The organism is Brunnivagina elsteri CCALA 953 (genome assembly GCF_002289455.1).
In the GTDB taxonomy this organism is placed as follows: domain Bacteria; phylum Cyanobacteriota; class Cyanobacteriia; order Cyanobacteriales; family Nostocaceae; genus Brunnivagina; species Brunnivagina elsteri.
The window spans coordinates 41,004-59,301 of sequence record NZ_NTFS01000001.1 but is presented as its reverse complement, the minus strand read 5'-3'; the positions used below and the strand labels follow the sequence as shown (position 1 = coordinate 59,301).

The 18,298-nt window shown below is 40.2% G+C and carries 15 protein-coding genes; 7 read left to right on the top strand and 8 right to left on the bottom strand.

Annotated elements, in window-relative coordinates; genetic code table 11:
* Window positions 1-499: 499 nt before the first annotated feature.
* The gene (locus CK510_RS00275; protein WP_095719759.1) at window positions 500-2,089 is read left to right on the top strand and encodes a glycoside hydrolase family 57 protein; all 1,590 of its coding nucleotides are present in this window, start codon (window positions 500-502) and stop codon (window positions 2,087-2,089) included.
* An 86-nt stretch (window positions 2,090-2,175) separates the two neighbouring features.
* Here CK510_RS00275 and CK510_RS00270 read toward each other — a convergent pair whose 3' ends face one another.
* The 3 genes from CK510_RS00270 to CK510_RS00260 form a co-directional block, all read right to left on the bottom strand.
* Window positions 2,176-2,868 (bottom strand): uracil-DNA glycosylase, encoded by a 693-nt coding sequence (locus tag CK510_RS00270; RefSeq protein WP_095719758.1) that lies wholly within the window; start codon window positions 2,866-2,868, stop codon window positions 2,176-2,178.
* Between the two features lie 263 nt (window positions 2,869-3,131).
* On the bottom strand, window positions 3,132-3,713 hold the full coding sequence (locus CK510_RS00265) for a Uma2 family endonuclease (RefSeq protein WP_095719757.1): 582 nt from the start codon (window positions 3,711-3,713) through the stop codon (window positions 3,132-3,134).
* A gap of 196 nt (window positions 3,714-3,909) precedes the next feature.
* Window positions 3,910-6,657: a cation-transporting P-type ATPase gene (locus tag CK510_RS00260; RefSeq protein ID WP_095719756.1), complete on the bottom strand. Its 2,748-nt coding sequence runs from the start codon at window positions 6,655-6,657 to the stop codon at window positions 3,910-3,912.
* A 162-nt stretch (window positions 6,658-6,819) separates the two neighbouring features.
* Here CK510_RS00260 and CK510_RS00255 point away from each other — a divergent pair, with 162 nt between their 5' ends.
* Both CK510_RS00255 and CK510_RS00250 read left to right on the top strand, forming a co-directional pair.
* Window positions 6,820-7,953, top strand: coding sequence for a DNA polymerase III subunit delta (locus CK510_RS00255; RefSeq protein WP_095719755.1), 1,134 nt, complete (start codon window positions 6,820-6,822; stop codon window positions 7,951-7,953).
* Between the two features lie 482 nt (window positions 7,954-8,435).
* Window positions 8,436-10,178: a serine/threonine protein kinase gene (locus CK510_RS00250; protein WP_095719754.1), complete on the top strand. Its 1,743-nt coding sequence runs from the start codon at window positions 8,436-8,438 to the stop codon at window positions 10,176-10,178.
* A gap of 118 nt (window positions 10,179-10,296) precedes the next feature.
* On the opposite strand, the gene CK510_RS00245 is transcribed toward CK510_RS00250, so the two are convergent.
* On the bottom strand, window positions 10,297-10,974 hold the full coding sequence (locus CK510_RS00245) for a uracil-DNA glycosylase (RefSeq protein WP_095719753.1): 678 nt from the start codon (window positions 10,972-10,974) through the stop codon (window positions 10,297-10,299).
* 105 nt (window positions 10,975-11,079) lie between these two features.
* Here CK510_RS00245 and CK510_RS32505 point away from each other — a divergent pair, with 105 nt between their 5' ends.
* Window positions 11,080-11,238 (top strand): hypothetical protein, encoded by a 159-nt coding sequence (locus CK510_RS32505; RefSeq protein ID WP_211293056.1) that lies wholly within the window; start codon window positions 11,080-11,082, stop codon window positions 11,236-11,238.
* 68 nt (window positions 11,239-11,306) lie between these two features.
* On the opposite strand, the gene CK510_RS00240 is transcribed toward CK510_RS32505, so the two are convergent.
* Window positions 11,307-11,720: a Fur family transcriptional regulator gene (locus CK510_RS00240; protein WP_095719752.1), complete on the bottom strand. Its 414-nt coding sequence runs from the start codon at window positions 11,718-11,720 to the stop codon at window positions 11,307-11,309.
* A 273-nt stretch (window positions 11,721-11,993) separates the two neighbouring features.
* Here CK510_RS00240 and CK510_RS00235 point away from each other — a divergent pair, with 273 nt between their 5' ends.
* Entirely contained in the window at window positions 11,994-12,563 is a 570-nt protein-coding gene (locus tag CK510_RS00235; RefSeq protein ID WP_095719751.1) for a peroxiredoxin, read from the top strand.
* A 1,025-nt stretch (window positions 12,564-13,588) separates the two neighbouring features.
* Window positions 13,589-14,497 carry a phytanoyl-CoA dioxygenase family protein gene (locus tag CK510_RS00230; protein ID WP_095719750.1) on the top strand — a complete coding sequence of 303 codons (909 nt, stop codon included), beginning with the start codon at window positions 13,589-13,591 and terminating at the stop codon, window positions 14,495-14,497.
* Window positions 14,498-14,721: 224 nt separating this feature from the next.
* Here the strand turns inward: CK510_RS00230 and CK510_RS00225 are convergent, their stop codons facing one another.
* Entirely contained in the window at window positions 14,722-15,642 is a 921-nt protein-coding gene (locus tag CK510_RS00225; RefSeq protein ID WP_095719749.1) for a DMT family transporter, read from the bottom strand.
* Between the two features lie 346 nt (window positions 15,643-15,988).
* Between CK510_RS00225 and CK510_RS00220 the strand changes: the two genes are divergently transcribed.
* The gene (locus CK510_RS00220) at window positions 15,989-16,339 is read left to right on the top strand and encodes a hypothetical protein (protein WP_095719748.1); all 351 of its coding nucleotides are present in this window, start codon (window positions 15,989-15,991) and stop codon (window positions 16,337-16,339) included.
* Window positions 16,340-16,472: 133 nt separating this feature from the next.
* On the opposite strand, the gene CK510_RS00215 is transcribed toward CK510_RS00220, so the two are convergent.
* Together CK510_RS00215 and cobQ are read right to left on the bottom strand one after the other, a co-directional pair.
* Window positions 16,473-16,712 carry a 2Fe-2S iron-sulfur cluster-binding protein gene (locus tag CK510_RS00215; RefSeq protein ID WP_095719747.1) on the bottom strand — a complete coding sequence of 80 codons (240 nt, stop codon included), beginning with the start codon at window positions 16,710-16,712 and terminating at the stop codon, window positions 16,473-16,475.
* An 83-nt stretch (window positions 16,713-16,795) separates the two neighbouring features.
* On the bottom strand, window positions 16,796-18,271 hold the full coding sequence (gene cobQ / locus CK510_RS00210) for a cobyric acid synthase CobQ (RefSeq protein ID WP_095719746.1): 1,476 nt from the start codon (window positions 18,269-18,271) through the stop codon (window positions 16,796-16,798).
* Between the last annotated feature and the right edge of the window lie 27 nt (window positions 18,272-18,298).

The window sequence follows — 18,298 nt, the reverse complement described above, 5'->3', positions numbered from 1 at the left end:
TTCTCTCCGTTACAAAACATAATTGCGTAGCTTTAGCTTCTCGCTCTGCGAGTATTACGAATTGCGTAGCTTGCTTCCACGGAGTGGTACGCTTTCTCGTAGAGTAGCGCGAACGGGGGATTTTACCCCGACACAAAACACGCTGCCCTTCTTAAGCAGGGGAATTAAACAGAACAAGCTTGTTAAATAGTTGATAAAATTCTCAACTATTTCCAATATCCAAAAAAAACCTATGCTTGAAAACTTTTCGATCCCAGGGTTTTTACTGAAATTCTTGATTAAGATTTATAAAGAATTAAATAAAATCTATAACTGTCCAGAGAACATCTTAAAATATTGTTAACTTACGCCAAACCAGCAACTGTTGCCCTAAAAGACAAAACTTTGAGAAAAAGACTTTCCTAACTTTGCCTTGGTAGGAAAATATTTTTGTGCAAACTTTCTCAATAATGCTCTGGTTGCTCAAAGTTAATTACACCTACCAAACCCGGAATCATCTATGGCTATAGGCTACGTTGCGCTTGTTCTCCACGCACATCTGCCCTTCGTTCGTCACCCAGAAAGTGATTATGTGCTGGAGGAAGAATGGCTTTATGAAGCTATTACAGAAACTTATATTCCACTATTACGAGTATTTGAAGGATTAAAGCAAGACGGCATTGACTTTAAAATTACTATGAGTATGACACCTCCTTTGGTGTCGATGTTGCGTGACCCTTTGTTACAAGAACGCTATGATGCCCATCTAGCTCAACTAGAAGAACTAATCGGGCGCGAAATTGAGCGAAATGCTAACAACGGTCATCTAAAATATCTTGGTGAACACTACGCTAGCGAGTTTAGTTCGACACGCAAAATTTGGGAGCATCACAAAGGCGATTTAATCACAGCTTTTAAACAATTTCAAGATTCTAATAATCTCGAAATTATGACTTGCGGTGCTACACATGGTTATTTGCCTTTGATGAAAATGTACCCGCAAGCTGTGTGGTCACAACTTCAAGTAGCTTACGACCATTACGGGGAGACATTTGGACGACCTCCGCGAGGTATTTGGTTGCCGGAATGTGCTTACTACGAAGGTTTAGAGCGGATGCTCGCGGATGTGGGTTTACGTTATTTCCTAATTGATGGACATGGTATTCTTTATGCTCGTCCACGTCCTCGTTTTGGAACCTACGCCCCTATTTTCACAGAAACGGGTGTAGCTGCATTTGGAAGGGATCATGAGTCTTCCCAGCAAGTGTGGTCTTCGGAGGTTGGTTATCCTGGTGCTGCTGAGTACCGCGAATTTTACAAAGATTTGGGTTGGGAGGCTGAGTATGAGTACATTAAGCCTTATATTATGCCAAATGGGCAGCGTAAGAATACGGGAATTAAGTATCATAAAATCACTGGGCGTGGTTTAGGATTGTCTGACAAGACGCTTTATGACCCATATTGGGCAAGAGAAAAGTCCGCAGAACATGCTGCTAACTTTATGTATAATCGGGAACAGCAAGTCGCGAATTTACATGGAATTATGGGGCGATCGCCAATTGTGGTTTCCCCTTACGATGCGGAGTTATTTGGACATTGGTGGTATGAAGGTCCGTGGTTCATTGATTATTTGTTCCGCAAGTCTTGGTACGACCAAAAAACCTATCAGATGACCCACTTGGCGGATTATTTGCGGGCAGAACCAAATCAGCAAGTTTGTCGTCCATCCCAATCAAGTTGGGGTTACAAGGGATTTCATGAGTATTGGTTAAACGATACAAATGCGTGGATTTACCCACACTTGCATAAAGCTGCGGAACGAATGATTGAGATTTCGACCATTGAAGCGGCTGATGAATTGGAATTGCGAGGATTGAATCAAGCGGCACGGGAGTTACTTTTAGCACAATCTTCCGACTGGGCTTTTATTATGCGGACGGGGACAATGGTACCTTATGCAGTGCGAAGAACGCGATCGCATTTGATGCGGTTTAATAAGCTTTATGAAGATATCAAAATTGGTAAAATCGATAGCGGTTGGTTGGAAAAGGTTGAACTGATGGATAATATTTTCCCGAATGTCAACTATCGTTCTTATCGTCCTTTATAGGGAATTAAACAAGGACAAATAATAAGGGCAAACAACCGTTTGCCCCTACGATTTGGCTTCAGAATATTACTCGGTAATTTAAAATTTTAATTGGCGTTACGAATTTCATCGTATTTGGCGCGTACAGCTTGTATATCTTGCCACATCAGCCATTTTGGACCACCGCGATCGCGTGTGGGATTTCGTAACAAATAGGAAGGGTGAAAAATTGGCATACATAATTTACCTTCCCACTCGATCCATTTACCACGAATACTTGTCATCGAACCGCGATCGCCAATTAAACCTTTTACTGCTGTTGCCCCTGTCAAAAGGATTATTTTTGGGTTCACAAGACGAATTTGTTCAAATATGTAAGGTTTGCAAGCTGCCATTTCCTTAGCTGTGGGGGTGCGGTTTTCCGGTGGTCGGCATTTCGCAATATTACCGATATAGACATCATTCTCTGTATTTAATCGAACTGATGCCAAGATTTTCTCTAGAAGTTGACCAGAACGACCAACAAAAGGTAAACCAGTTTGGTCTTCGTGCTGTCCTGGAGCTTCTCCAACAACCATAATGAGAGCTTTTGGATTTCCGCGTCCGATGACAGCGTGGGTACGGGTTTCTCCCAATCCACAACGGTGACACTGATTACAATGTTGTGTTAATTCCATCATACTGGGATAAGTTCCCAAAGGAATGGGAATTTTTGCATCTGTGGGAATCAGTTCGTTTAATTGTGGTTTGAGACTGGGTTCGTTTAAATCAAACAAATCGAGTTGACTATCGCTACTCATGAAACTTTTTTATTAATTAGAAGCATCAGGTATCAAAATTTTCGTTACATAACTTGTGATTTAAGCAAGTGTTCACTAATATATTCTGCTGCGTTCTATTTTGGTTTTACTAGTATTTATACTTTCACTATTTTAGCAGGGAGCTGAAAAATAAATTACCCAAAATTAGCGAATACGATTACTTATCACTCTTCTATCAGTGATTTATACTCTCATTCTGGTAAGTTTTAATGGCAAAACTTACCTCAGTAATCTAGCTATACTTAGTTTTTTGCTTCGACATCAAACCGTACCTGCCGATATAACTTATCTACAGCAATAGAAAACCCAATACTTTCCAAATTCAAAGTATCCCCACTACCATAGGTATGTAATACCCACAAACCTTCATCATTCCGACGAAAACATTCCACCCCAACTTCATCAGATTCAATTAAAACATATTCTTTCAAACTACTTAATTGTCGGTAGCGAGTAAATTTTTTACCTCGGTCGAATGCTTCAGTTGAAGGTGATAAAACCTCAACAATCAAACAAGGAAATCGGACTAAATCAATTGATTCCTTATCTCTCTCGTCGCAAGTGACCACCACATCCGGATAATGATAAGGTCCTGATGGAAATAATTCTACTTTCACATCGTTCATATATATATCACAGCCTTTTTCCCCCAGGAAACCATCTACGGCTGTGGTAAAGTTTATCGCAATGCGGTTATGGGGTTTGGTTCCCCCTGTCATTGCGAATACTTCTCCATCAATGTACTCATAGCGTAGTTCCTGGGTTTTTTCCCATACCAGGAATTCTTCAGGTGTCATGTATTTAAATTGAGGATTGGCAACCATAAGATGAGTTTGTGTTGTTGGTATTAGTAAGTTTAAAATTATAAAATTTATAAAGTATTGTTCTTTTTAGTTCTGACTCCTATAAGTTCATAGGCATTTTACTATAAAAAAGGTGAGCAATGCCCACCCTAATATTATCTCATCCTCTCTGCGCCTCCCCGTCTCTGCGTGAGGAAATTATTCTAATTAATTCTAATCAATTTGGAGGGTCAATTTTATTCACAAATGCAGCCCAAATAATCATCGGGGAACCAACACCTAAACAAAATAACCACTGCTGAAAACTTAATGGAGCAGTCTCAAACACCTGATTAATCAACGGTACATGAGCAAAGACAATCTGTAATAATATTGCCCCAATTATCCCAAATCCAATAGCAGGAACATCAACATTTTCTTCAATTGTGCCATCTAACTTGGCAATCAAATTTGGAATTAATTGACTAATACTCAACATGTAGAAAATCCGTCCAGCAATCAAAGCATTTATCGCCATTGTTCTGGCAAGGGCAATATTCCCTGTGGAAACGCGAATATATTCAAATACTCCAAATATCACAATCCAATTAAACAGAGAAATTGCTAATATTCGCTTCATTCGACTTCCCGAAATTAATGGTTCATTCGGGTCACGTGGCACTTGCTTCATCACATCTAATCCCTTTGGTTCAAAAGCTAAAGGAACAGTCATCGTGATGGAATTCAACATATTCAACCACAGTACTTGTAGTGATAAAATCGGCAAATCATTTCCTAACAAAGTGCTTAATAAAATCGTCATTGATTCCCCACCATTTACGGGAAGAATAAAACAAATTGCTTTCAAAAGATTTTTATAAACTGCTCGTCCTTCCTCCACAGCAGCTTCAATTGAAGCAAAATTATCATCAGTAAGCAACATATCAGATGCTTCTTTCGCTACTTCTGTACCAGCACCACCCATTGCAATACCGATGTCAGCTTGTTTAAGTGCAGGGGCATCATTGACACCATCCCCCGTCATCGCGACAACTTCACCCTCCGACTGTAGCGCTTCCACCAAACGCAGCTTTTGTTCCGGGGCAACACGGGCAAATACCACACCTTCTTCAGCCACATGGGCAAGTTCAGTTTTATCCATCTTGGCTAATTCCGTACCCGTAAATGCCAGTACAGAACCATTTTTATTTATACCCATACGTCGCGCGATCGCTTGCGCTGTAACAGCATGGTCGCCTGTAATCATTTTTACTTGGATTCCCGCATCTTGACAGGCTTTGACAGCTGCGATCGCACTTTCGCGGGGTGGATCGATCATTCCCTGTAAACCCAGGAAAATCAAGTCTTTCTCAATATCCGTATGGTCTACGGTAGTTTGGTTATCAGGTACGGCTTTTTTTGCCAATGCCAATACCCGCAAACCTTGTCGTGCCATGATATTGACTTCGCGCTCGATGGTTGTCTGACGCAGGGTTTCCACACAATCGATAGGGCGTGAGTCACCTTTAGTATTCAACAGCAACTGGCAGCGTTTGAGAATCGATTCAGCAGAACCTTTGACATAGATAATTTTGCCTCTGGATGTTTGATGCAGGGTTGCCATGTATTGATAGTCAGACTCGAAGGGAATCACATCAAGTCGAGGCATTTGTCTAGAAATAACCTTTTGATTAAAGCCTGCTTTGGCTGCTGAAGCTATTAAAGCACCTTCCGTGGGGTCCCCCAATACAGTCCATCGACCATCTTTATGCTCCAGTTGGGAATCGTTACATAACACACCAGCTAATAGACACTCTTGCAAACCTTTATCGCTGTTTAAGTCAATTGCTCGTTCGTCGCGAATCACATCACCTTCGGGTATGTATCCAACTCCCGTCAATGCATACTGATGTCCACTAGCATAGATTGCCTGAACAGTCATCTGGTTTTCAGTCAAAGTTCCTGTCTTATCAGAACAGATGACTGTGGCACTTCCGAGGGTTTCGACAGCAGGTAATTTACGAATAATCGCATTCCTCTTTGCCATTCGAGAAACACCAATTGCTAGAGTTACAGTTACGACTGCTGGCAAACCTTCGGGAATGGCACTTACTGTTAGGGTTACAGCAGCTTCGAGAGCATCATTGAAGTCTCTAGTACTCAATCCCACAACAAAGGTGAGAGTGGCTAATCCGAGAACTATTCGCAACCAATTCTGACTGAATTTATCGAATTTCCGAGTTAGTGGTGTAGCTAGATGGGAATGCTGTTGCATTAACTGAGAAATCTTCCCAGTTTCGGTTTCATTTCCCGTCGCAACGACAATTCCCGTACCTTGTCCAAAGGTGACAAAACCACCCGCATATGCCATGTTTTTGCGATCGCCAATTGAAGTGTCTGGATGCAGTATCTTGAGATTCTTTTCCACTGCCACCGATTCACCTGTCAATCCCGATTCATCAACTTGAAAATTTTTGACTTGTATCAACCGTAAATCTGCTGGGACTTTATCACCGGAAATTAGAAATACCAAATCTCCTGGCACTAACTCACGGGAGGGAATGCGAACTTTTTGACCATCGCGAATGACTGTAGTCTCAGTAGTGATTGCCTGTGCGAGTGCCGCGATCGCACCTTCTGCTTTTGACTCTTGGATAAATCCAATGATGGCATTGGTAGTCGTAACACCCCAAATTACCCCCGCATTCACAAAACTACCTGAGAGCGCTTTCACCAAACCCGCACACAACAAAATAATTAGTAACGGTTGGTTAAATTGCAACAGAAACTTTAACCACCAAGATTGTCCTTTCTTTGCTGTCAGTTCGTTTGCACCATACCTACTGACTCGCTCCTTCACTTCAAAGCCATTTAAACCCTTGTCAGAATTAGTTTGCAGTAATGCGATCGCTTCCCCAATTTCCATTGAATGCCAAACCTGACTTTGCTTACTCGGCAAATCTACGGTTGATACAACCTGCACCATAATTATTTCCCTGCGAACAAATATTCAACGAATAGTCAAAACTCTGTGTTAAATAATTAATAGCACGACTTATTAGTGCTGTAATCTAGATGACACTTCTTAATTCTGATAATTTGCATAAATTATCTCAATGGTTATTGCAGATAAACTAGTGGAGTTAGTATGCTTTGCGTTACAACTTGGGTGAAATTAAAAGGCAAAAGGCTGGTGTACTTAGACTTGTCAACTCCATTAGAATTAATTGGGCGATCGCGGGAATTTCAAGAAATAGTTGAAGTTTTGGCAAAGGATGGTGACTTGCTAATTGCAGGAGTACCTGGTAGCGGTAGACGTACCCTAGTACGTGCAGCAGCCAAAGAAGTAAATGCTGTAGTGATGGAAATAGACTGTATTCGCGCTACCGATGGTGAGCGGTTTGTGCAATTACTGGCAGAAACGATTAGTCAAAACTTTGACAATCAACCAATTCAAAATTGGGTGACAACAAGCACTAGTGAATATTTTGTTTTTGAAAATGAAGCCAGCAGCAAGTTGAAATTACTACGGGGTTTAAATCAAAAACAACTATGGCAAGCGTTTGAATTTTTGCTCAAGCTACCGCAACGACTAGCCGAAGATGACGACAAGCGGGGAGTATTGATTTTGTATGCATTTCCACATATTCGTTCGTGGGATCGTGGTGGATTATGGGAAGCGACATTTAGGCGGGAAATTAAAGTACAAACTCGTATCAGCTATGTTTTAATTGCAACTATTGCCGAGACAAATAACCATGTCGAAGAAAGCAATTATCCCCTGGAAGTTTTGGAATTAGCACCTTTAGCAAAAGATATCATCGCAGTTTGGGCAAGGGGAATTTTACATACTCAAGGATTAACATTTGACCCCCGTTCCAAAGCATTACAGCTATTTTTAGACGCAGTACAAGGGCACATTGGCGATGCAATGGCATTAATTCGCCGCTTGCAGGGGATACATCGTCCCAATGATTTAATCACCGAGCAGGCAGTTCAAGAGGCGATCGACGGATTGCTCAAAGATTTATCGATGACCTTTGAATCACTTTTAATGCTGCTACCACCCAACCAAGTACACTTGCTAGAATCATTAGCCTGCGACCCTACGGAAAAACCGCAGAGTCGTGAGTATATTCAAAAACATGTGTTGTCTCGTGGTGGCAGTTTACAGGGAGCGTTGATAGGACTCCAACACAAAGGTTTAATTTATAGTGCCGAACAGCGATATCAACTAGCATTACCCTTGCTGGCACTGTGGTTGAGGCAACGCTTGGTTTAAGTTTTATTTTATCCTTCAATTTAGCTGCATCAAATTGATTTATGAACAATTAGAAACAAAATGCGGACTTTTTTCAAACTTGGTATAAAATGCTTGTACTCTATTATTTGGCAGTAAATTTTATTCAATGACTAATTAATTAGCAATTCATCATAAAAAAAATAATGTGATAAAAGTTAAAGAAATAAGTGGTGTTGCAACTAAAAGCATGGTTTTATCGTCTTCAAAGCAAAAATGCATATTTTTCAGAGGATAGTTAGAGATACAATAATCCCATTCTTGCCTTATCATTACTATCTAGATCGTAAAATACTCGCTTCCCACATGTATCTACTTCTACCAAAAATTATAAAAAGCAAACTAAATTTTGACTTTTAGTGCTGAATGATTAGGTGAATCGTCTAGACTCATCTAGAATCAAATAAATTAGACTGCTCGAACCGAAACAAACTCAAAAAGCAAACCTCGAACCAAAAATTATTATGGTAGCTGCTGGTACAACATTACAGGGTGGCAAATATACTCTAGACCGCGAAATCGGTCGGGGAGGCTTTGGTATTACATTCAAAGCGAATCATCACTTTTTGCATCAGGTAGTGGTGATTAAAACCCTGAATGAAAAGCTGCGGCAACATGCTGATTTTGCCAAATTTGAGCGTCAATTTCAGGATGAAGCGCGACGTTTAGCTACTTGCGTACACCCAAATATTGTCAGAGTTAGCGACTTTTTTATTGAAGATGGCTTGCCATACATGGTAATGGAGTACATCCCTGGGGAAACCTTGGGAGAAGCTTATGTGATGGCAGGGATACCCCTGACTGAAGCTACAGCCATTCACTACATTCGCCAAATTGGAGCGGCTTTAGAGGTAGTCCACAAAAACGGGTTATTGCACCGCGATATCAAACCCGATAATATTATCCTCCGTCGAGGCACTCAAGAAGTAGTACTGATTGACTTTGGCATTGCCCGCGAATTTAATGGTGGAGTTCGCCAAACCCATACAGGGATGGTTTCCGAGGGCTATTCACCAATCGAGCAATATCTCTCGCAAGCACCTCGCACTCCAGCAACTGACATTTATGGTTTAGCAGCGACGCTATATACGCTGCTAACAGGACAATTACCGATGCCAGCATTGTTACGCGATCGCGAAAAAATGCCATCTCCCCGCGAACTACAACCCCATCTCAGTGCCGCAGTTAACCAAGCTATTATGCGTGGGATGGCTGTTGATGCCAGATTTCGCCCGACAACAGTAGCAGAATGGTTAAAACTGCTACCGAGTCCCCTAACCGTAGCAGCACCACAACCCATTCGCACCAACGCAGTTCAAACCATAGATTTATCAACCCAAGAACCTCCAAAAGTGGAAGCAGCAGTTGCAGCAACCCACATCGGCAACCATATCGGTAGCAGAGTCAAAAACAAACCTCCATCGGCACTTCCAAAAGGAACAAACGTCAAAGCCATTGCTAGTAAAATTTTGACACCTAAGGTTTTTATTGCTACGGGAATATCAATGCTCGCAGCTGCCGCAGGTTTTAGCGCTATACGAGCTGGTTCAAACTCCGTAACCAAAGCTCCATCACCAGCAGTAGTCGAACAACCAAGCAATATTATTCCCACTCCTTTTGCTGGTGCTTCAACTGTACCCGAAACTACATCTTCACCAACCAAAGAAACCACAACCTCAGAAGCTAATAATTCGGCAAATAAATCTTCGACAACTTCTCGTGTCGAATCATCCACAACACCAACCTCACCACGACGTAAACGTCGTCGAGTTGACAGTGATGAGAATTCAACTAACAATAGCTCAAGGAAAAATAGAACTTACCAGCGTAATTCCGAAAATTCTGATAATTCCGACACAAAGCTGAGAAATTCCAATAACAACGATAGCAATAACAGCAACGGCAACGAAGAAACACCAAAAAATTCTAATTCAACAACGCGTCGCAATAGTTCAGATGATTCAAGCGGTTCCTCCTCAAATACTCCCAAAACACCTGCCTCTCCCTCTTTAGTGGACAGGTTACGAGGTGTACGTGATTCGCGCACCACACCAGTCGAAAAGAAAAAATCATCAGAAACGTCACGTCCTGCTAATTCCGTCGTTGTACCTACAGAACCATCATCTAATTCTTCCAAGCGATCGGGTTCTGATGTTGTTGTTCCTACTCAGGAAGTGCAGGAACGCAGTTCTGTAGATAGTAATTAAATGAGTTAGGAATTAGGAATTAGGAGTTAGGAATTAGGAATTAGGAATCAGGAATCAGGAGTTGAATAAAATACTGACTCCTGCCCACTGCACTACTGACTCCTTCCTGCCCAATCCCCTATTCCCTAATTTTCCAATCAATTTCTGGTTGATTATGTTTAAGCAATGCTGAATTAATTGCTGAAAATGGTTTGCTACCAAAAAAACCATTCCTTGCCGAAAGCGGTGATGGATGTGCGGATTGAATTACTGCGTGCTTAGTCGTATCAATTAATTTGAGCTTTTTTTGTGCATACCCACCCCACAATACAAATATGACTGGGTGGGATTTGTCATTAACTTTACTAATTACTGCATCAGTAAATATTTCCCAACCTTTATTTTTATGGGAATTTGCCTCATGCGATCGCACTGTTAAAACTGCGTTAAGCATCAGTATTCCTTGCTTTGCCCAGTTAACTAAATAACCGCTCTCAGGAATCTCTAAGCCAATATCATCCTTGAGTTCTTTGTATATATTCCCAAGCGACCGAGGTAGTTTTATCCCTGGTTTTACTGAGAAACACAAACCATGTGCTTGATTGCGATCGTGATATGGGTCTTGTCCAAGTAGTAAAACTCTCACTTTGTCGTAAGATGTTAATTCAAATGCTGAAAATACATCGGTTTCTGGTGGATAAATAGTTTGGGTTTGCCGTTCTTCAATCAGAAAATCTTCGAGTTGACGAAAATAGGGTTTATCCAATTCCTCTGCAAGTACTGAATGCCAAGAAGCAGGAAGTTTTAAATGCAACATTGAGATTTTGGATTTTAGATTGTTGTAGGGGTGGGGTCTCCCCACCCTTTCAGATAATATGGTGATACGTAGGGTCTGCTGAAAAACTCCACAAAGGGAATCTAGATGCCACACAGCTTGAATAATGGTGGTTTTGGAGGTCAAATCCAAAATTCACCCCGCGATTTTCCGCCAAAGTGCATGGATTTTGAGCCTTTAAATCCCATAACCTTGCACTTGTTTACCTTCAAAATGGTTAAAACTCATATTTGGCAAAGGTTATAGCTTTATTCAGCAAGCCCTACGTAGGTGATTAGGATATTTTATTTTCTGGAAATCCCCAATTACCCAAATTAACAGCGATCGCAAATTCCTTTTACTGTCACCTCGTAGCTTTCTGCTTTCAACCCCTCACGCAAAACACTTAAATCAAGATAGGGAAAGGCATTCCAAGAAATATCCTCTATAGCTCCACAACAAGTACAACGAAAATGATGATGCTGGGATATATTGGCATCGTAACGACAAATACCTTCATCTAACAACACTTCTCTCACCAAACCCACATCCCGCAATGCCTGAAGTGCAGCATATACAGTTGCCTGGGAAGAAGTCGGTACATCCCTATTCAAATCTGTCAAAATTTGCTCAACGGTAGGATGATCTGTTCTTGCAAGTAAATTTGCATACACAGCAAACCTTTGCGGAGTTACTCGCAGTTGTTTACTTTTTAGAACTTGAATAATCTCATTCACTTGTTGCTGCATACCAATACTATGTGTTTGGCTTGAAGTATAGAATTAATCGTACAAACGTTCTACTGAAGCATCTCTACTGAGAAAAACATCATAACACATATTGTTTAGGAGCTTATCTTAACTAAGAGTACATTAATTATCATGATAACTACTAGTATTGACACATTCTTAAATCAGAACTATTCTGATTTAGATGCGATAAGCAAAGGTTAATACAAAAGCTTAACGGCAAGGGCATATCGCATCCGAGAATCAACCCTTCAAAAATATTATGAGGTATCTATGACAGCTATTTCCCGTGTTCCTGATGTCGTCTTCAAAACTCGTGTTCGTGATGAATCTGTCACTCCTAATCCATTTCGTTGGCAAGATCGCACAACCCAAGAGATTTTTGCAGGTAAAAGAATAGTTTTGTTTGCACTTCCTGGTGCATTTACCCCGACTTGTTCTTCAACACACCTACCACGTTATGAAGAATTGTACGATCAATTTAAAGCCCAAGGTATCGATCAGATTATTTGTTTGTCAGTAAATGATGCCTTTGTAATGTTTCAATGGGGCAAGCAAGTAGGGGCAAACAATGTCTTTTTACTGCCAGATGGAAGCGGAGAATTTACCCGTAAAATGGGAATGTTGGTAGACAAATCCAATATTGGTTTTGGGATGCGTTCTTGGCGATATGCAATGGTTGTTAACGATTGCAATATTGAAAAAATCTTTGCAGAAGCAGGATATGAAGATAACTGTGCGATCGACCCATTTGAAGTATCTGATGCAGACACTGTACTAGCTTATCTTAAAGGTGTAGAACGTTCCCAAGAAGTTGCTCCTCGCATGTCATTTATTGGCTAATCCCTCGGATTCGGACTATTTACAACAAACCATACCAACATCCCCGATTTTTTTCAGTCGGGGATATTAGTATGTGTCTATAAATTTATCTTATTTTTATACAAACACTAAATCTTCTCTTTCTCCGCAAAGATGTATCTAAAAGAACATCGCTACCATCTTCTTCTTGAGATTCACCGTTAAATGCTAGCGCGATACTTGTACCATAAGTATCTGCCGAGCGAGTTAAGATACAACCAGGAAACGGCTTTGGAGTGGAAGAGGTAATTTTTTCATTGCGATCGCGAATATAGCGGTTCTCAGTTGATTTAAATACAGTTTGTGATTAAGAGTGTTGTAGGGGAACCGACGGTTGTTTGCCCTGGATTGTATTTCATTCAAACAAGAAGCGCTATAAATTTTTTTAATCCCACAACCAAAAAATAACACGAATAATTTTCCGCAAAATCTCCTAAAAACCAACAACATTTTCCAGAGAAAATAAGTTTAGCACACGGTATGAGGGGCAGGGAGACCCTGCCCCTACGACTAACCTAAATTCAAACGAAAAAATAAGACTTCCAGATTTTTCTATAAAGAATGAAACAGCCCTGCCGCAAGCGGGATAGGAGGTAGGGGGTGGGGTTCTTTCTATGCGTCTTCATATTAAATTGGTATTAGGCTTTGTCTGGTTCAAGTTAAATAATTTGAATATTATTTTCTCCAACTAAAGTTAAAAATAGTTTAAAAGCAAATAAACAAAACTATCTTTTAATTCTACATACTTGTACTAACTTGATATTTGCTACTTATTCCATATTATCGAAATAAAGAATAATGTTTACGGCGATAAAAAGAATTATCCGGAAAGTTTATCCAATAATTATATGAATTATGAAAATTTGAATAAGCAGAAGTGAAACTTTGTAAAGATTGCAATAATTTTTACATAAAAGAAAGGTGAAGAAGGAGATTTTTATTAGTAAAGTTACTTACAATAGTATATAAATTATAGTACTCATAGAAAACTCGTAGAAGAATTAAAGATGGGTAATCTCGTAAAGCAAACAAGTAACAAAATATTGAAGCGTATCTACAGGATACCGCCTTTACAACGGCAAGTGGAGTTGAGTTATCAAGCTGCTGTAAAGCAACATGTAGAACATTTGCCAATGCTTTCTCCAAAAGATTTAAATTTAGTAGAAACAGTTAAGCGTGAAGGGGTAGCAATCACTTCATTAGATGCATTGTCAATTCCTTCATCAAAGAAAATGTTTGAGGTGTCACAAAATTTGATGTCGCAAATACCAAAGAGTATTCCAGGCACAAAAAATGAATATGTGGTTCATGCCAGTTCTCGGCAAATGATGGAAAATTCCGAGATTTGCCTTTGGGGACTCGATCAACGTATACTCAACATTGCGGAAAATTATTTGGGTTTACCTGTTGCTTTTCATGGAGCTTATTTTCGTCGGGATATTGCCAATAATATTGAGGATATGTCTAGGTTATGGCATATCGATATCGAAGATTTGAGGGTTTTCAAAGTAATTATTTATCTCCAAGATGTGAATGAGGAAAATGGTCCATTTGAGTACATACCCTTATCTTTAAGCAAACAGGTAGCAGAAAAACTTAAATACAGACATGGATATGTCAAAAGTCAAAGAATGGAACAGGCTTTATCAGACTCCCATTATCAATCTTGTACGGGGAAAGCTGGTACAGTAGTGATTGCGGCAACTGGCAGTGTTTTCCATCGGGGAAAAAAACCTATCGCATCAGATAGATTTGCATTATTTTTTGATTACACATCACGCTTGCCGAAATTATCGTTTTTAAATCAATATTCAATGACGCAAGAAAATTTACATTTGCTTTCAAGTAAAGTTTCTGAATCCCAGCGTCAAAGTTTGTTATGGCAAGAAAATGGATTTTATCCCGAATCTAACTGAGATTTTAGGTTTGGATTTTAGATTTGGATTTTAGGCTTGCAACTTGCAATCTGCGTCAAATATTTTTTAACATGTATTTTTTAACTTGTGTTTCCGAATTTATGATGCTGAATTTGTGCTTTTTAACTTGTGAATAATGATACTGGTATATCAGGTGTGCGTTAACCGTTGATAATCTATGAAAATATTCAGTTCTATATCCTCAGCTTCTTCTCAAGTTGCGGTTACTTCAGATAGAACAGTAATGCAATCCCTGCGATCGCAACCAAAACCCCTGCGATCGCTCTCAAACTAACCTTCTCCCCCATCCACATCGACAAGGGTAGTATAAACACTGGACTCGTTTGCAATAAAGTCGAAGCAATCCCCACCGCAGTAAGTTTAATTGCCACTTGTTGGAACCAAATACCTAAGTAGGTTCCGCAGAAGGCAGCAAAGCAAGTTGCCATAATGACTTTTCTCGATTTCCAATAGGCAAAAACAGGAGTTGTTCTTGATTGCTGCTGCCAAATAATCCAAGGTAGCAGTAAAAATATGGCAGCACCTAACCTAATTAAAGCTGCCCATAACGGGTTAATATTAGTCCCAGCAAGCGCCGCCCTTGAGAGAACAGCCCCCGAAGCATTAGCAACAGCAGCAAGCAGCGCAAACCCAATTCCACGCCATCTGGGAGCCAATCTTTCGTCTCTCTTCCCATCCACCTCCGCAGTGCGTTCGCTAATTACCCAAGCAACACCCAAAATAGTTAATAGAACACCACACCAAGCGCTGATATTTAAGCTTTCTTGGAGAAATATCAAAGCCAGCAAAGCCGTTATTGGTGGTGCTAGGGTTTCCATTAATAATACCCGTCTAGCACCCATACTATTGATGGCAGCCAAAAATGCCGTATCTCCCAATCCAATGCCAATAACACCGCTTAACAGCAGCAAACAGAAGGGAATTGGAGGTAGTACGGGGAAAAAGTCTCCTGTAATTGCGATTGTCACCAGTAGGAATGCGATCGCAACTATTCCTTTAATCAAATTTAGGTGCAATGGTGGAATCGTAGCTCCGACACGTCCATAAACCACTGATGATACACACCATAAAATTGCTGCAACTAAAGCGGCAATCTCACCAGCAAATTTTGTCTCTAATGGCACAAATAATAAGTTTGTTCAAAATAATATATTAAAAATAATACATCCAAAATAATATATTAAAAATAGTACATATCTATTTGCAATCTTTGAAAATATTGATTAATCTAAGAGAAAGACAGGAATAACTATTAGCACTCTCATCTATTAACTGCTAATTTACTATTTACTATTTTTAGCACTCGCAGTCATCAACTGCTAATCGGTGAAGCTAATTATCGGTAGTTATTCTTTTTTTGAGAGGTTTATAGCTATCAAAAAAAGAATAACTATTGATGGGGTCATATAGAGATACAGATTATTTTTTGCTAATACCAAAACCAACCGATTAACTAATTGGAGGATTGGAATGAAATATGCATTCGATATTATAGGGGTATCTCCAGTTTTGCACTTTTTTAATCAGCAGTTGCAAAGTGGTCAAAGTCAGCCAAATCAAGGTGTAGAATACTTGGGAACCCACACTTGTACTCTTGATGCTTTCCTGGAGACAGCAGAATCTGTAACACCAAAAATGTCTTGGAATAGCGATGAAGTAGTTGAAACTGTAATTAGTTTTTGGATGAATAATTCTGATAGTATTTGCTACTGGAAATCTCGCTTAAAAGATGCAGGGAAAGATAACTTAATTGTTGCCAGATTAGCTGATATAAAAGCTCTGCAATCTGAGTTTGAATTATTGCTGAATCAAGATTTTTAAGTAAAATTCAGTTAGCCTTATTACTGGGGGTTTTAAGAGATGTTGTACTTGAACGTCTTTACGGTTCCAAAAATATCATTCTTACAAAAATTGTGTGATAGATTTTAGGTTAATTTGCCACAAAATTAACACCTTACCAAGTTGGATCGCTAAACAAATGAATAATTAACTCATTCCGTCCAGGGGGAACTGCGGAAATACAAGCACGGACAACATCTCCATGTTCGTATTCCACTGTACAAGCGTGACAAGAACCCATTAAACAACCTGTAGGAATAGATACCCCAGCGCGATCGGCTACATCAAGCAGGGGTTCGCCAATTATGGCATCGACGGTAATATCGTCGGGTAAAAAGCGGATACGAACACTCATTTGATTTTGGATTTATTAATATGCGATTTTACAATTTTAATTGCTATTTGGACGACCCATCGGGTCGTCTCTACGGGGGAATGTTACAAAAATGTCGATAAATCTAGGTGACGTTCGACTTCGGTGGCAAGGGAATCTAAGAGATTTTCCCGTTGTTCGCGATAATTCGCAACACCCGTAGGTAATGACTTTAAACCGCGTTGTTGACGTAGGCGATTTAACCAAGCACGTCTCCAGGGTCCATTATCAAAAATACCATGTAAATAAGTACCCCAAACCGATTGACAACCATCGACTAAACCTAAATTGGGGTCATCGAATAATGTTTGGAAACCTTGAGTATCATTCGGTGGAATTTCAGTACGCGATCGCCCTTGGTGAATCTCAAATCCGGTTACGGGTAAACCAGCTTGGGGGAAGTTGGAACTGACTTGACGCTGACGGGCAATTTTTTGTCCAGTAATTACAGTTTTTATTGGTAATAATCCTAACCCTTGGAATCTACCCGCTTGACCTTCGACACCTTCTGGATCGGCAATCATATGTCCCAAGATTTGATACCCACCACAAATCCCTAAAACCGTGCCACCAGAAGCTGCATAATGCTGAATTGCCTCAGCCATCCCTGTTTTTTGCATCATCAATAGGTCAGGAATTGTCGTCTTTGTACCGGGAATAATTACGGCATCAGGATGTCCCAAATCTTGCTTGGGACTGAGGAATTTGATGTTAACACTGGGTTCGGATTCGAGGGGGTCAAAATCAGTAAAGTTGGAAATACGAGGTAATCTAATTACCGCAATATTCAATTCACTACCTTGCTTGTGGGATTTGCGCTCTAATAAATCAAGGGAATCCTCCGCCGGAAATACTTGATCGAGGTAAGGAATTACACCTATTACCGGGATACCAGTACGTTCTTCGAGCCATTTAATCCCGGAATCGAGGAGCGATCGCTGTCCTCGAAATTTATTAATCACAATACCTTTAATTAAAGCGCGTTCGTCGGGTTCCAGTAATTCCAGTGTTCCGATAACATGGGCAAAAGCACCACCTCTATCAATGTCAACGACTAATATTGTCGATGCATTCAGATGTTTTGCGACTCGCATATTCGTCAAGTCGCGGTGTTTGAGATTGATTTCTGCTGGACTTCCCGCACCTTCACAAATCAACAAATCAAATTCGGTTTGCAAATGCTGTAGGGATTCTTCAATCGCTTTCCAACCGATATCAAAATATTGTTCGTAATAATCAGATGCCGTAACTTTACCAACAGGTTTACCCTTAATAATCACCTGGGAAGTCATATCACCTTGAGGTTTGAGCAAAATCGGGTTCATTTCCACCCAAGGAACGACTCCAGCAGCCCAAGCTTGAACTGCTTGAGCATAGCCCATTTCGCCACCACTCGCAGTCACATAGGCATTATTAGCCATATTTTGACCTTTAAAGGGAGCAACTCGCCAGCCTCTACGGGACAAAATTCGACAAATCGCTGCTGTTATCAGTGATTTTCCCGCGCTGGATGTAGTTCCCACCACCATAATTGCTTTCATAATTTTTCTATTTTTAGATTGAGTCGG

What these genes read in the sequence shown, in the direction of transcription:
- CK510_RS00275 (WP_095719759.1), top strand. Translation starts at nt 500, where the DNA reads ATGGCTATAGGCTACGTTGCGCTTGTTCTCCACGCACATCTGCCCTTC.
- CK510_RS00270 (WP_095719758.1), bottom strand. Translation starts at nt 2,868, where the DNA reads ATGAGTAGCGATAGTCAACTCGATTTGTTTGATTTAAACGAACCCAGT.
- CK510_RS00265 (WP_095719757.1), bottom strand. Translation starts at nt 3,713, where the DNA reads ATGGTTGCCAATCCTCAATTTAAATACATGACACCTGAAGAATTCCTG.
- CK510_RS00260 (WP_095719756.1), bottom strand. Translation starts at nt 6,657, where the DNA reads ATGGTGCAGGTTGTATCAACCGTAGATTTGCCGAGTAAGCAAAGTCAG.
- CK510_RS00255 (WP_095719755.1), top strand. Translation starts at nt 6,820, where the DNA reads ATGCTTTGCGTTACAACTTGGGTGAAATTAAAAGGCAAAAGGCTGGTG.
- CK510_RS00250 (WP_095719754.1), top strand. Translation starts at nt 8,436, where the DNA reads ATGGTAGCTGCTGGTACAACATTACAGGGTGGCAAATATACTCTAGAC.
- CK510_RS00245 (WP_095719753.1), bottom strand. Translation starts at nt 10,974, where the DNA reads ATGTTGCATTTAAAACTTCCTGCTTCTTGGCATTCAGTACTTGCAGAG.
- CK510_RS32505 (WP_211293056.1), top strand. Translation starts at nt 11,080, where the DNA reads ATGCCACACAGCTTGAATAATGGTGGTTTTGGAGGTCAAATCCAAAAT.
- CK510_RS00240 (WP_095719752.1), bottom strand. Translation starts at nt 11,720, where the DNA reads ATGCAGCAACAAGTGAATGAGATTATTCAAGTTCTAAAAAGTAAACAA.
- CK510_RS00235 (WP_095719751.1), top strand. Translation starts at nt 11,994, where the DNA reads ATGACAGCTATTTCCCGTGTTCCTGATGTCGTCTTCAAAACTCGTGTT.
- CK510_RS00230 (WP_095719750.1), top strand. Translation starts at nt 13,589, where the DNA reads ATGGGTAATCTCGTAAAGCAAACAAGTAACAAAATATTGAAGCGTATC.
- CK510_RS00220 (WP_095719748.1), top strand. Translation starts at nt 15,989, where the DNA reads ATGAAATATGCATTCGATATTATAGGGGTATCTCCAGTTTTGCACTTT.
- CK510_RS00215 (WP_095719747.1), bottom strand. Translation starts at nt 16,712, where the DNA reads ATGAGTGTTCGTATCCGCTTTTTACCCGACGATATTACCGTCGATGCC.
- cobQ (WP_095719746.1), bottom strand. Translation starts at nt 18,271, where the DNA reads ATGAAAGCAATTATGGTGGTGGGAACTACATCCAGCGCGGGAAAATCA.